Source organism: Methylorubrum sp. SL192, assembly GCF_026672325.1.
In the GTDB taxonomy this organism is placed as follows: Bacteria; Pseudomonadota; Alphaproteobacteria; order Rhizobiales; family Beijerinckiaceae; genus Methylobacterium; species Methylobacterium extorquens.
This window is the reverse complement of record NZ_JAPPQV010000003.1, coordinates 2,653,431-2,667,992: the sequence shown is the minus strand read 5'-3', so window position 1 is coordinate 2,667,992 and position 14,562 is coordinate 2,653,431. Positions and strand designations below refer to the sequence as shown.

General features: G+C 64.5%; 9 protein-coding genes and 1 pseudogene. 4 read left to right on the top strand and 6 right to left on the bottom strand.

The window, feature by feature from the left end:
* The first annotated feature begins 22 nt into the window (after positions 1-22).
* From OVA30_RS13315 to OVA30_RS13305, 3 genes are all read left to right on the top strand, one after another.
* Positions 23-274: an acyl carrier protein gene (locus OVA30_RS13315; protein ID WP_060770767.1), complete on the top strand. Its 252-nt coding sequence runs from the start codon at positions 23-25 to the stop codon at positions 272-274.
* 19 nt (positions 275-293) lie between these two features.
* The gene (locus tag OVA30_RS13310) at positions 294-1,811 is read left to right on the top strand and encodes an AMP-binding protein (protein ID WP_268175707.1); all 1,518 of its coding nucleotides are present in this window, start codon (positions 294-296) and stop codon (positions 1,809-1,811) included.
* 183 nt (positions 1,812-1,994) lie between these two features.
* A complete protein-coding gene (locus OVA30_RS13305; RefSeq protein ID WP_268175706.1) occupies positions 1,995-3,287 on the top strand; it encodes a type III PLP-dependent enzyme in 1,293 nt (430 codons plus the stop codon).
* Between the two features lie 22 nt (positions 3,288-3,309).
* Here the strand turns inward: OVA30_RS13305 and OVA30_RS13300 are convergent, their stop codons facing one another.
* From OVA30_RS13300 to OVA30_RS13285, 4 genes are all read right to left on the bottom strand, one after another.
* Positions 3,310-5,160, bottom strand: a complete 1,851-nt coding sequence (locus tag OVA30_RS13300) for an ABC transporter ATP-binding protein/permease (RefSeq protein ID WP_268175705.1) — start codon at positions 5,158-5,160, stop codon at positions 3,310-3,312.
* A 334-nt stretch (positions 5,161-5,494) separates the two neighbouring features.
* Positions 5,495-7,729, bottom strand: a complete 2,235-nt coding sequence (locus OVA30_RS13295) for a TonB-dependent siderophore receptor (protein WP_268175704.1) — start codon at positions 7,727-7,729, stop codon at positions 5,495-5,497.
* A gap of 468 nt (positions 7,730-8,197) precedes the next feature.
* Positions 8,198-9,160 carry a FecR family protein gene (locus OVA30_RS13290; RefSeq protein WP_268175702.1) on the bottom strand — a complete coding sequence of 321 codons (963 nt, stop codon included), beginning with the start codon at positions 9,158-9,160 and terminating at the stop codon, positions 8,198-8,200.
* Between the two features lie 17 nt (positions 9,161-9,177).
* Positions 9,178-9,696, bottom strand: coding sequence for a sigma-70 family RNA polymerase sigma factor (locus OVA30_RS13285; protein WP_147019532.1), 519 nt, complete (start codon positions 9,694-9,696; stop codon positions 9,178-9,180).
* Between the two features lie 580 nt (positions 9,697-10,276).
* Here OVA30_RS13285 and OVA30_RS13280 point away from each other — a divergent pair.
* Positions 10,277-10,608, top strand: a pseudogene (locus tag OVA30_RS13280) (type III PLP-dependent enzyme); the annotation flags it as partial.
* A gap of 110 nt (positions 10,609-10,718) precedes the next feature.
* Here the strand turns inward: OVA30_RS13280 and OVA30_RS13275 are convergent.
* Positions 10,719-12,395 (bottom strand): methyl-accepting chemotaxis protein, encoded by a 1,677-nt coding sequence (locus OVA30_RS13275; RefSeq protein WP_015951769.1) that lies wholly within the window; start codon positions 12,393-12,395, stop codon positions 10,719-10,721.
* Positions 12,396-12,884: 489 nt separating this feature from the next.
* The gene (gene adh / locus OVA30_RS13270; RefSeq protein WP_268175701.1) at positions 12,885-14,408 is read right to left on the bottom strand and encodes an aldehyde dehydrogenase; all 1,524 of its coding nucleotides are present in this window, start codon (positions 14,406-14,408) and stop codon (positions 12,885-12,887) included.
* Positions 14,409-14,562 lie beyond the last annotated feature (154 nt).

The following is a 14,562-nucleotide window of genomic DNA, read 5'->3' as shown; positions in this document are numbered from 1 at the left end:
CATCCAAGCCGTGGTTCAGTCGATGGCCGACGTGCGGGAGGCGATCTTCGCCTTCATCGCGGCCCGCAACCCGGGCCTTCCCCCCGGCGCCGTCACCGGGGAGACGTCCCTCGTGACCAGCGACGCGCTCGATTCGATCGGCATCCTCGACCTGATGATGCATCTCGGCGACCGCTTCGGCGTCGAGGTCGATGAGGACTGCTTCGATCTCGCGAACTTCGCCAGCGTCGACACGCTGGCCCATTTCATCGACGACCGGCGTTCCGACGTCTGATCCGCGCCTGACCCGTCCCATGGCCCCGACGCTGCTGCACCACCTGCTCGAAGGAGCCGGCGCGGACGATTCCCCCGCGATCGTCGAGGGGGGCGAGACCCTCACCTATGGCGGCCTCCGGGCCCGCGTCGCCGCTTTGGCGGGGCGCTTGGCGCGTCTCGGCCTGCGGCCCGGCGACCGGGTCGCGATCCTGCTGCCGAAATCGATCCGTGAATGCGTCGCGATTTTTGCCGCCAGCGCGGCCGGCGGCGTGTTTGTGCCGATCCACCCGTCCTTGCGCCCGCGTCAGGTCCACCACATCGTCGCCGATAGCGGCGCGCGCGTGCTGCTGACCGATGCCGCCCACGCGGCCGGGCTCGAAGGCGCGCTCGACGACCTCGCGGACCTGCGCATCCTCGATGGGGAGACGGGTGACGACGCCGCGGCCCTCATCCCCGGCGAGCCGGCGCCGGAGGGGCTGGCGGCGATTCTCTACACTTCGGGCTCGACCGGCCTGCCCAAGGGCGTGATGCTCTCCCACGCCAACCTGATCGCCGGCACCCGCATCGTGCGGACCTATCTCGGCATCAACCCCGCGGACCGCCTCCTCTCGGTGCTGCCGTTCTCGTTCGATTACGGTCTCAACCAGCTCCTCACCACCGTAGAGCAGGGCGCGCGCATCGTGCTGCTGACGCCCCGGCTCGGCGACGACGTGGTGCGGGCGCTGGAGGCGCACCGCATCACGGTGCTGGCCGGCGTGCCGACGCTGTGGACGCTGCTGACACGGGCCGCGCCGCATCTGGCGAAGGCGGACCTTTCGGCCCTGCGGGCGATCACCAATTCCGGCGGCAGCCTCGCCCTGCCGACGATCGAGCGCCTGCGCGCGCGGCTGCCGCATACGGCCGTCGTGCTGATGTACGGCCTGACGGAAGCCTTCCGCTCGACCTACCTGCCGCCGGAGGAGATCGACCGGCGGCCGGACTCGATCGGCCGCGCCATCCCCGAGACCGAGATTTTTGCCGTCACCCTCGAAGGGCGCCGGGCGCGACCCGGCGAGCCCGGCATCCTGCATCACCGCGGCCCCACCGTCTCGATGGGCTACTGGAAGCGGCCCGAGGACACCGCCCGCGTGCTGGTGCCCGATCCATTTCCGCCACCCGGTTCCGCGCCGGGCCTCGTCTGCCGCTCCGGCGACCTCGTGGTGGAGGATGCTGACGGCTTCTTCCGGTTCATCGGCCGCGAGGACACGATGATCAAGACGCAAGGGTTTCGCGTGAGCCCGACCGAGGTCGAGGCGGCGTTGATGGAGACGGGCGCCTTCCGCGCCGCCGCCGTGATCGGCCTGCCCGACCCGAGCCTCGGCCAGCGCATCCACGCCGTGACCGTCCCCGCCGAGGGTGCGCCGGGCACGGCGGACGTGCTGCAGCGCCTCCGCGCGGCGCTGGCACCCCATCTCGTGCCCCGCACCATCGAGGCGGTGGCCGCGCTGCCGACCACGCCCAATGGCAAGGTCGATTACAAGCGCCTCACCGCCGAGCGCGCGGCGGTGGAAATCTAGGACACCGATGCGCGCGGGCCGACGGTCTCCCATCCGCTGCCCTCATCCTGAGGCGCCGCGCAGCGGCCTCGAAGGATCATCCCGTTCCCGCGCGATCCCTGGAGCACCCTTCGAGGGCGCCGCTGCGCGTCGCCACCTCAGGATGAGGTTGAGGATGGGGCAAGTCTCCCGCATGAGGTCGTCATGACCCAGGCCGTCTCTCCCGACCTCGCCGCCGCGCTGATCGCCGAGAATTTTATCCGTGATGCGAGCGGCGTGCTGCAGGTGGGCGGCCTGCCGCTGACCGACCTCGCAAAGGAATTCGGCACGCCGCTCTTCGTCTACGACGCCGACACGATGCGCCGGACCTACCGGGCGCTGTGCGCGGCACTCGCGGGCTTCGCGGCGGTGGATTTTTCGGTCAAGGCGAACCCCAACCCGGCGGTGATCCGCGTCTTCTCTCAGGAGGGCGCGGGGGCCGAGATCGCCTCCGGTGCCGAGTTCGACGCCGCGATCAGGGCGGATGTTCCTCCGGAAAAGATCCTGTTCGCCGGCCCGGGCAAGGGGGCGGCCGACCTCGACCGGGTGATCGGCGGCGGCATCGGCGAGATCCATCTCGAAAACCGCGAGGAGATTGTTCGCGTCGCGGCGGCGGCCGAGCGTCACGGCGTGCGCGTGCGGGTGGCGCTGCGGATCAATCCCGGTGCGGCCGCGCAAGGCGGGGCGATGCGGATGGGCGGCAAGCCTTCGCCGTTCGGCTTCGACGAAGAGGACATCAAGGCCGCCATCGACACCGTGGAGGCCGAACCGCGCTTGCGCCTCGTCGGGCTCCACCTGTTCGCGGGAACGCAAGGGCTGAAGGCGGACACCCTCCTCGGCCAGTGGGCCTACGGGCTCGGGCTTGCGGCGCGGATCGCGAACCGAATCGGGCGGCCGCTGGAGACGATCGATCTCGGCGGCGGCCTCGGCATCCCGTACTTCTCCGGCGACGCCGCCCTCGATCTCGGCGCGATCCGGGCCGGGCTGCCCGACCTGATCGCCACCCTGCGGGCCGACCCGCGGCTGGCGCGTGCCCGCGTGGTGCTGGAACCCGGCCGCTACCTCACCGGGCCGGCGGGCGTCTACGTGGCGCGGGTGCTGGCGGTGAAGGAATCGCGCGGCAGCCGCTTCGTCATCACCGATGGCGGCATGCACCATCATCTCGCCGCCAGCGGCAATCTCGGCCAGATCGTCAAGCGCGACTTTCCCCTTGCCGCGGTGACCGATGCGGGCGGTGAACGCGCGGCGACGGCGGTCGTCGGCCCGCTCTGCACGCCGCTGGACATGCTGGCCCGCGCCGCCCCTCTGCCGCCGCTGGCCGAGGGCGATCTCGTCGCGGTGCTGCAATCGGGCGCCTACGGGCTCACCGCGAGCCCGACGGGCTTCCTGAGCCACCCGACCCCGGCCGAGGTGCTGGTGGAGGGGGGCGAGGTCAGGGAGGTCCGGGCACGGGGCTGATCCTCGTCCCTCTCCCCCCGCTTCACGGCTCCGACAACGCCACGGCAGTCGCTTGTCTGGGTGCATTCGCAAGCGTGAACCTGCCGTCCGACGAAGGCCGCATGTCGAGGCAGCGCTCGTGGAAGCCCTGCAGTGTTGCACGGTGACCGATCGAAACCAGCGTGGTGGCGGGCAGCTGCTCCCGCAGCATGGTGTAGAGCGCCGCTTCGGTCGGCTCGTCGAGCGCGGCGGTCGCTTCGTCGAGAAAAAGCCAATCGGGTTTGGCGAGCAGGGCGCGGGCGATGGCGAGGCGCTGCTGCTCACCCAAGGTGAGGGTCTGAGCCCAGGCCGCCTCCTCGTCGAGACGCTCGATCAAGTGCGGCAATCGCGCCAATCCGAGCGCCCTATCGATCTCGTCCCCGCCGTGACGGACCAAGACCTGCGGATAGGTTGCAGCATAGCGAAGCGATCCGATCGGGATGTAGGGACGCTGGGGCAGCAGCAGCAGCGTCGCACCGGCCGGGATCTGAATGCATCCCTCGCAGAACGGCCAGATCCCTGCGATGGCGCGGAAGAGCGTCGACTTGCCGGATCCCGAGGGCCCTTTCAGGAGTACCGCTTCGCCGGGATGCAGGAGAAGGTCCGGAACGGAGGCGATGCGACGGCCATCCGGAAGTTTCAGCGCGAGACCGCGCACGCTCAGAGCCTGGCTGTCGCCCGCAGCGACCACCGGGGCGGCAAGCGCCCTCATCGCGTCGGCACGATCCATATCCTTTCCGAAGCTCGTGAGGCGATCGACCTCCGACTTGTAAGCCGTCAAATCCGTGTAATTGGCGATGAAGAACGACAGCGTCATCTGAAGCTTGAGAAATGCATCCGCCACCTGCGTCAGCGTGCCCAGCGTGATTTGGCCGGAAAAATAGTAAGTTGCAGAAAATATGTAGGGTAAGACCGTGGCAGACTGCTCATAGGCCACGATGAAGGCCATCAATCTTTTGCGCACCTTGATGATCGCGTAGAAGTTTTTCACCAATGGATTGAACCGGCCGCGGATTAATCCGTCTTTTTCGGCCTCGCCGCCTCCCAGCAGACTGACCTGTTCGCCATACTCCCTCAGGCGGGCGAGCGAAAAACGGAAATCAGCCTCGCGGCGTTGCTGATGGAAGTTGAGGCCGACGAGGGTGCGCCCGATCACGTGCGTGAGCCACGTGACGAGGCCGACATAAATCACGGCTCCCCAGACCAGGAAGCCCGGAACGTGCCAATTCGTTCCGGGAACGGTAAACGAAGCCGAAATACTCCAAAGTATGACGGAGAATGAGATCAGGTTCGAGACTGACGAAAGAAACTGGACGGTCAATGATTGCGTGGTACGCGTGAATTTATCGATGTCTTCCGCAATGCGCTGATCGGGGTTGTCGCCCGGCGACGAGAGCAGACCGATACGGTAATGAGTGTGATCTCCCAGCCAGCGATCGACGTAACCCTTCGTCATCCAAGTCCGCCAGCGGATCTGCAGAACCGACATGATCACGTACTGGGAAACACTCAGCGTGACGTAAATCAGGGACCACACAAGGAAAACGTGGAGCAGCTGAGACCAGAACGCACCTTCATCTTTATTCTGGATAGCGTCGAACCAATCACGATTGAAATACGAGAGCCGAACGGTCGCGGTGACCTTGAAAAGCTCGATTCCGAAGATGAGCGATACCAAGCCGAGCGCGATCCAGCGTTCCTGGATCCGCATGGGTCGAAGTGGAACAGGGCGACTGACCGTGTCCGTCGCCGTGAAGTAGGGATAGGCGAGCCGCCAAACCGGCAGGACGAGACGTTTTACTCGGCGCATGAAATTACCGAGGCGGCCGCAATAACTTGACGCGAGAGACGGCATCGGAACCACTATGTGTCTGTTAAGAAGGATCGGGACCGCGCCCCGTGGAAGCTTTCGACGAAGCCGTTCCCTGAAAGCAGTGCTTCCCTGTCGCCCGCTTGCCTTGAGGCCGGCATCCGGATGCGTCTTGAAGTCTTTGATCTTGAAGTCTTTGATTTTGAAGTCTTGGATCGCACCGCCCGCGAAGCATATCAGCCGACGCTTCCCCGCGGCGCCCTGCGAACAGGAAGCCGCGGGTGCTCATCCGGCCAGGTTTTCGTGAGCGCTCCACCCTGCCGTGGATGTCCGTTCGGCGTCGAACCGCGCAGTCCGGCACGATCCAGTCGAACCAAATCTAGAACCTGTAATCCGCCTGGAGCAGGGCGCTCCGCCCCTGATTGATGCCGATGTAGTCGCTGAAGTAAGATGGACTCAATGAATATTCATTGAGTATGTTTTTGACATTCAACGATACGGAAAAGTCGTCCCGCTGATAGGCAATCATGGCGTCGGCGACGACGTATCCAGGAACGTAGACGGAGTCCGTGCCGATGCCCGTCGTGCTTCGTGAGTTGCCACGTGCACCGACCCCGAAGGTGAGACCGGCGAACGGAGTGGACTGAAGGGCGTAGGTAACCCACAGGCTCGCGGTCTTCTTAGGCACTCCGAAGAACTCGCCACCTTCTTCCGTCGCGCGATCGGTCACAGCGATGTTTTGGATCGTCAAGCTCGCGATGACGTTGAGACCCGGAAGTATTTCGCCCTGAAGCTCGAATTCGGTGCCGCGACTGCGCAAGCCTCCCACCAGGATGCGTGTTTGACCCGTCGGATCGCGTGGATCGGTAATCGTGACGTTCGTACGGGCAAGATCGAACAAGGAGGTCGTCAGAGAAAGCCGCTTGTCGAACAGGAAGTAGCGCGCTCCGACCTCCGCGAGGTCGCGTCCTTCCGGCGCCGGCAATGCGCCGGCGACCGTACCGAGTACGGAGGGGACGAAGCCGACGCTGCGATTGCCATAGACCGTCATCCAGGGCGTCACATCGAACGCGGCGCCGGCGACCCAGGATTCGCCCTCGTTTCGCCCACTGACCCTGTTCGTCTCCAGGGGGGTTCGCGTGACGGAGTTGGTCGCCTGCCAATCATACCGGTACGACCCCATGATATGCAGGCGGTCGTCAAATGTATCGAACTTATTGATAAAGTAAATTCCTTGAATTGTTGATGAATCCTCGCGCAAATTGGGACTGTACGCAAATCGTAGAGGAAAGTAGGGCAGGCCCGTGCGAATGTTGACATTCCCGAGAGGCTCCCCCCCGATGCGCGGACGATTGGTGCGGTCGATGTAATCGTATCCGAGCTTCAGAAAATTCCTTGCAAATCCGGCATTGTATTCCGTCGTGACATCCAGGCGGTTTGTCAGATCACGCATGGAAACATTCGATGGGCTGTTGAACAAGCCCTGAACCTCGTCCTCTGTGGCATCCAGAAGGCCGGTGAGCAGCTTCGCGCGCGAGATCAGGTATTGCGTGCTGTTGTTGACCGTGACGTCGGCTCCGAGAACATTTCCGACATCGTAGGATTGCCGCGTGTTGAACGCGATCTCCTCGGTCGACCCACCGAAATAGGGACTGCCGATGGGGACTTCGCGCGGAAGCCGCAAGGGACGGCCGAGGCCGCCCTCGAGAAGGAAGGGTGCGAAGGTGATGGGCGCCGGGACAAGGTGCGCCCGATCATACCGCATACCCAGGAGGATGCTGAGATCCGCGCCGGTCCACCGTACGGACGGCGCGATGTGCAGCTCTCTCGGATCTCGGTATCCGCCGTAATTCTCGTCGGCATGGTTGCCGGATGCGACAAACCTGTAATTCAGACCATCGACGCCCTCGACCGGGCCGCCGATATCGGCGGCCAAGGTTTTGTAGTTGTAGGTTCCATACCGCATCGTCAGCGTCCGGATCGGCTCGGCGGTCGGCTCCTTCAGGGTCACGTTCACCACCCCGCCCTCCCTGCTCACGCCGGTCAGAATGGACGTTGGCCCCTTCAGCACCTCGATGCGCTCGACGCCGTCGATCGGAACCTGCGCGAAGGTCGAGCCGATCTGTCCGTTGATCGCGTAGCCGGCCTGCTTGAAGCCGCGAATCGTGAACTCCGGGCGGCCGGTCGAGACGGCGCTCGCCGACACGCCGGCCACGTTGCGCACCGCATCGGCCGTGCTGGTGATGCCCTGCGAGCGGACGACATCCCGGGTGACGACACTGACGCTAAGCGGGATTTCTTTGATCGGAGCCCCTCCGATCCGCACCGTCTCCCCGGCCGCCCCGGCCTGAAATCCACGGTCGCCGAAGGCGTTGACACCGCTGTTGTCGGTCACATCGATGGCTTCGATGACATTCCCGCCAGCGGGAGGAATCGCCGATGTGCTGGATGCCGCCCGGATGATGATGCTCCGGCCCTGGCCGGAATCGGCGCGCAGGCCGGTGCCGGCCAGGGCCTTGGCCAGGGCGTCGAAGACGGTTTCACGGCCCTGAACCGGCCCGGCCATGCGGCCAGCTGCGAGCGACTGGGGAATTACGATGATCGTGCCGGCCATGCGCCCGATCTCCGTCACGACGGTCGCCAGATCGCCGCGCGGGACGCTGAAGTCATACTGGGCCTGCGCGAAGGCCGGTTGAGACCCGCACACCAACACCCCGCCCCCCGCAACGAGAGACGATGCGCTGACGAAAGCACTGTAGATGTTCCTTCGCACAACACTCATATCCAGCCCCCACTCGCGCCTTCGCGCTTCTTTCGTGGGAGATGTCTGATGAGGCCGGCAAAGCGTCAGCATCCGGACGCTGTTTTTTGAGTCTTGACGAGCCGGTGTGGCCGACGTGCTCAGACGGCGAGGACACGGACCTGGTCGGCATCCAACAAGGCGGCCGAAGGGGTAGCCCGTTATCCGAGTTCAACAGAATGGGTTGGCGCTCCCGATCGCCGTGCCGCGCGCGATGCCTGCCGTGTCGAATGGCCGAACCCAGCAAACGGCACGTTCAGGCCGGGAAGATCGCTCCGTCCTTCAGGCCTTGGCCGGGCCGAGCTTGATCCAATACCGGGACAGGCGTGCCTGTGAAAGGCCGAGGGATTCCGCCAAGGCGTCGAGGGTCGCCTCCGGATCTCGAAGCGAGAAGACGCCGGTGACACGCAGGTCCGCGACGCCGGGCTCCACCTGTATGATTCCGGCGAAGTAGCGTTGCAACTTGGTTGCGATCGCCTGAAGACTGCTGTCCTTGGCCACCAGCAATCCATCGAGCCAAGCCGTCGCGGCAGCGATATCGGCCTTCAGATGTCGCCTGTTTCCGCCCGCGAACTCGATCAAGTCTCCGGCGGCCAACGATTCGGTCGCCGAAGCATAGGCGAGTCGCCCGGTCCCTTCGATTCCCGTCACCGCGAGGCGCTCATCCCGGCTTTCGACCAGGAATGTTCCTGCGGAGGTCACCAGCGTCAACGCCCCGGTCTGGACCTTGAAGGGCGTTGCGTCAGGGGCAACGCGCATCAGCACCTCGCCCGTCAGAAGTTGGATGCCCCGCTGCCCGGCCTCGCTTACGATGTTGAGGGCAGTCCGCGGCGCGAGCACGAGCTCGCTTCCGTCCGAAAGCGCCACAGTCTCCTGCCCACCCGTATAGGTGACGCGATCTGCCAAGATCTCGCTCAAGGGAATGTATCGGTCCGCGATCCCGGCACTGATCACGCCGAGTCCGGCCAAGCAGGCCAGGCCCAAGATGACGTTCCGTCGGTTCTCTCGATGGGCGCCGAGATGGCGCTTCAGAACTGCCTGCCCAGCTCCTCGCCGCGCCGTGACGCCGCAGGGCATGAGGCCTTCCTGCAGGCGAATCCAAGCCGTTTCATTGGCGGGATCGGCGCGCAACCACGCGTCGAACGCCTCGAGCTGATCCGCGGATACTTCGCCCGAGGAAATCTCCACCATCCATTCGATCGCAGCTTCGGCTCGCGCATCCTCAAATCTTTGGGGTGATGCCATGCTGAGGTGAGCCTTGCTCAGTTCTGATGATCGACCGCGGCATAAGCAGCACGCAGTCCTTGCGCAACGTACTTGCGCACCATGCTAACGGAAACATTGAGTTCCACCGCGATCACGGCATACGGCATGCCTTCGATCTGGCTCATCAGAAAAGCGATCCGTGCCTTTCGCGGTAAATTCGCCAGTATCGTCTCGACAGCTTGAAGGGCCTGGATCAGGATGAGGCGATCCTCTGCCGATACTTCTAACACCTCCGGCAGGAAGGTGAGCTCGGCCTTATAGGCGGCGTGGAGATCATGTCGCCGACGCTCGTCATAGATGAGGCGGCGCGCGATGGTCGTCATCATCGCGCGGGGCTGCCTGATGGCCCCAATGTTCGGCACCGTAAGCAACGCGCAGAAAACATCCGAAGCCAAGTCTTCGGCAGATTGCACGGTCCACGACTGTTTCCGCAACCAGTTTTTCAGCCACCCGTTATGGGCGCGAAATATCTCTTCGAGCGTCCTTCGGTTTGAGTTGAATGTGACCTCGGGCATTCATCGACCTTTCGACACTCCGCGCCTTGATCCCTCGGCTATGATTTTTCTTGCGGGACGCTCCCGTCGGCATAGAACTTTCAATCAAACCTGAACTGAATTGATGATCAGCAATTTGTGGGCCAGCTTGATGAGTCATGGAAAGATCTTCAGATGTCGGCCATAAATTGAAGTTTTAATGGAAATTCTCAGCAAATCTGGGTGCTTCGAGATATAACTGGTAAGACCGTCTCAGTAGATTGCGTAATCAGCGATTAACATACATTATTTTATCGCAAGGTGAAGCCACGCGCATTTCTATTTTTCGACTTTTAGGGAAACGATTTCCCTATATATTGATGAAGCGAGAATTTATCTCTCCGGGTTTGTTCTGCTGGACACCGGCTCCAGGGCGTGCACGCGAAGCCGCTTCGCGACGCGCCGGCACGGTCGATGAGGGCGCGGTGGACATCCCTGCGTTTCGCCGCGGTCGACGCCGAAGGCAGGACGTTCGAACACCCATGGGCTGCACGATCACGTCGGATCAGGCGGGCCGGGAGCCGGTCCGGGCGGCGGCGCAGATCGTATCTGGCAGCGTGCGCCCGGCCGCTACCTCACCGGGCCGGCGGGTGTCTATGTGGCGCGGGTGCTGGCGGTGAAGGAATCGCGCGGCAGCCGCTTTGTCATCACCGACGGCGGCATGCACCACCACCTCGCCGCCAGCGGCAATCTCGGCCAGATCGTCAAGCGCGACTTTCCCCTCGCCGCGCCGCCCCCTTACCATCGCTGGCCGAGGGCGATCTCGTCGCGGTGCTGCAATCGGGCGCCTACGGGCTCACCGCGAGCCCGACGGGCTTCCTCAGCCACCCGGCCCCCGCCGAGGTGCTGGTGGAGGGGGGCGAGGCCAGGGAGATCCGGGCGCGCGGGCCTTGATCCTGGCGCGTTCGCAAGATCGCGCGGCGCTTGCGGAAGCCCCCATCGCGTTCGCGTGACGGGGGCCTCGGATGCCGTTCGGGATGTGGTGGCGCGGCTTGGCGCGTCGATCAGGCGGCCCGCACCGTGGCGAGGAAGCGCTGAACCTCTGTCGAGAGGTTCTCGGACTGGCGTGACAGCTCCGCGGCGGCGCTCAGGACCTGGCTCGCGGCAGCCCCCGTCTCCTCGGCGGCGCCGGCCACGCTGGTGATGTTCGTCGTCACCTCGCCGGTGCCGATCGCGGCCTGGGCGACGTTGCGCACGATCTCCTGAGTCGCCGCCCCCTGCTGCTCCACCGCGGCGGCGATGCTCGACGCCACGCCGTTGATCTCCCTGATGCGGCTGGCGATGCCGCCGATGGCAGCCACCGCCTGCCCGGTCGCCCCTTGGATCGTACCGATCTGGGAGGCGATTTCATCGGTGGCGCGCGACGTCTGGTTGGCAAGCTCCTTCACCTCGGACGCGACGACGGCGAAGCCGCGGCCCGCCTCGCCGGCACGCGCCGCCTCGATCGTCGCGTTCAGCGCCAGCAGGTTTGTCTGACCGGCGATCGTCGAGATCATCGCGACGACGTTGTTGATCTGAGCGGCGGCGTTCGACAGGTTCTGCACCAGCACCGCCGTATGGTCGGCCTCGCCGACCGCGCTCTCGGCCAAGTCCGCCGAACTCGCCACCTGGCGGCCGATCTCCTGCACCGAGGCGCCGAGTTCCTCGGCCGCGGCGGCCACGGTCTGCACGTTCGCCGCCGCCTCCTCAGCCGCGGACGCCACGGTCAGAGATTGCGACGCCGTCTCGGTGGCCGTTCCCGACATGCTCCGGGCCGTCGCCTGCAACTGGCTGGCGGACGAGGTCACCATGCCGATGATCCCGCTGACCATCGTCTCGAAATGATCGGCCATCTGCCGCATGCCGGCCTTGCGCTGCTCCTCCGCCGAGGCGCGGGCGAGAGCGGTGTCCTCCTCCAGCTTGCGCGTATGGATCAGGTTCGTGCGGAACACCTCGACGGTGGATGCCATCTCGCCGATCTCGTTCCGTCGGCCCTTGGACGGCACCTCCCGGTCGGTATCGCCGCTCGCGATGTCGCGCATCGCGCGCGTCATCTGCTCGATGGGCCGGGCCACGCCGAAGATGGAGAACGCCATGGCCAGGATCGTGACGACGAGGCCCGCGACCAGCATCGCGATGGCCGTATGGATCGCCTGAGTCTGTTGGATCTGCGCGGCCTCTCCGGCGGCCTTGCTCACCTCGAAATTCAGATCGACGAGCCGGGTCGCGGCGGCGGCGGCGGCGCGATACCGTGCATGGTTCTCCGTCCGGAACAGCACCAGCGCCTGATCGGCGTTTGTTTCGGCGATCCGCAGCAGCTTGGACCAGTCCTGCTTCAGCGCGCCGACCGTCTGGATGAGGTCGTCGTAGGCGGCCTGCTCAGTGCTACTGGCGATGAGCACCTTGTACTTGTCGAGCTCCGCGGTGCGCGCCTCCATCAACTCATGCGCCAAGGCGAGGTCTTCTTTCCTGATCGCATCATTGGGTGCGGTCAGGAACCGAAGCTGGGCCGTTCTAACCTGCAGGATGAGCCTATTGATGCGGCTCGCCTGGTTGAGGGACGGAATTGCATTGGTGATGATGACGTTCGTGCTCTCGCCATTCGTTTGGAGGGCTTTGATCGAAACGAGTCCCTGAATGGCGGATACAATCGTCAGGATGGCAAACATGCCAACGAGTATTGCTTTGATGCTAATTCTCATTTTTCGCCCCAGTCTAATTTCTCCTCAAATCTATCATGAGTTTGATAATGGAATCTAAATCCCAATGCGACGTGCCCTGCCCGATTATTGCCGTTTCAATGAGATATAATGATTTTGACTGGGATTATTGGCGGACTTATTTCGTTTGTCTTGATCAAAGGTTGAGATCTCTGTCCATGTTCGTTCATCGGTTGTATCCCCTAACGAGGGGACAGGGACGGGCTGAAGCCGCCGGTCTTCGAGACTCGGCTCCGGAGCGGCGACGGCGGGAGCGCATTCCGACGTAGTGGTCACCGGCTCGTCGAAGGAATGCGCACCACAACAAGGACCGAGAGGCACCGACCCGATGCCATCAGGCCGGGCGACGCCGGGTCCTCGCGACCGCACAGGGGCTGCTCCCGAAGGCCGGCCGGTGAGGCGTATGCCGGAAATGCAAAAAGCCCCGGCCTTGCGGCCGGGGCTGGAGTCGGTCTCGAACTCTCGAAGGGCTTAGAAGAACCCGAGCTTCTTCGAGGAGTAGCTGACCAGCATGTTCTTGGTCTGCTGGTAGTGGTCGAGCATCATCTTGTGGGTCTCACGGCCGATGCCGGACTGCTTGTAGCCGCCGAAGGCCGCATGCGCCGGATAGGCGTGGTAGCAGTTCGTCCAGACGCGACCGGCCTGGATGGCGCGGCCGAAGCGGTAGGCGCGGGTTCCGTCGCGGGTCCACACGCCGGCGCCGAGGCCGTAGAGCGTGTCGTTGGCGATCGAGAGCGCCTCCTCGTCGTCCTTGAAGGTCGTCACCGAGAGGACGGGCCCGAAGATCTCCTCCTGGAAGATCCGCATCTTGTTGTGGCCCTTGAACACCGTCGGCTGCATGTAGAAGCCGTCGGCCAGATCGCCCTCGCGGGTGCCGCGGGCGCCGCCCGTGAGGCACTCGGCGCCTTCCTGGCGGCCGATATCGACGTAGCTGAGGATCTTCTCGAGCTGCTCCGAGGAGGCCTGCGCGCCGATCATCGTCGCCGGATCGAGCGGCGAGCCCTGGGTGATCGCCTCGACGCGCTTGATCGCGCGCTTGATGAAGCGGTCGTAGATCGATTCATGCACGAGCGCGCGGCTCGGGCAGGTGCAGACTTCGCCCTGGTTGAGGGCGAACATGGTGAAGCCTTCGAGCGCCTTGTCGAAGAAGTCGTCGTCCTCGTTGACGACATCCCCGAAGAAGATGTTCGGCGACTTGCCGCCGAGCTCCAGCGTCACCGGGATCAAGTTCTGCGAGGCGTACTGCATGATGAGGCGGCCGGTGGTCGTCTCACCGGTGAAGGCGATCTTGGCGATGCGCGGGTTCGAGGCGAGCGGCTTGCCGGCCTCCAGGCCGAAGCCGTTGACGACGTTGATGACGCCGGGCGGCAGCAGGTCGCCGATCAACTCCATCACCACGAGGATCGAGGCGGGGGTCTGCTCGGCGGGCTTGAGCACCACGCAGTTGCCGGCGGCGATCGCGGGGGCCAGCTTCCACACCGCCATCAGAATCGGGAAGTTCCACGGGATGATCTGGCCGACGACGCCGAGCGGCTCGTGGAAGTGGTAGGCCACCGTGTCGTGGTCGATCTCGGAGATTGCGCCTTCCTGGGCGCGGACGCAGCTCGCGAAGTAGCGCCAGTGATCGATGGCAAGCGGGATGTCGGCGGCGGTGGTCTCGCGGATCGGCTTGCCGTTGTCCCAGGTCTCGGCCAGCGCGATCAGATCGAGGTTGTCCTCCATCCGGTCGGCGATCTTGTTGAGGATGCGGGCGCGCTCGGCCGGCGCGGTGCGGCCCCAGGCATCCTTGGCGGCGTGCGCGGCGTCGAGCGCCCGCTCGATGTCCGCCGCCTCGGAGCGGGCAACCTCGCAGATCACCTTGCCGGTGATGGGGGAGGTGTTCTCGAAGTAGCGGCCGCTCGCCGGCGCGACCCACTGGCCGCCGATGAAGTTGTCGTAGCGCGCCGAAAACGGCGACTTCGTCTTGGCATCCGCCAGGAATTCGGGCTTGTTCATCGCGTTTCCTCCATTGCGCTTGTTCGTTGACCGCTCTTGCCGCCGGTCTTGCCGCGTCTTGGCGGGAGACAAGAGCAGTCGCCTCGTCCGATCAAGATGGACTTTTGTCCAACGCGGCTTCTGGCGGCCGCCGACTTGACTGTCTTCGCAATTG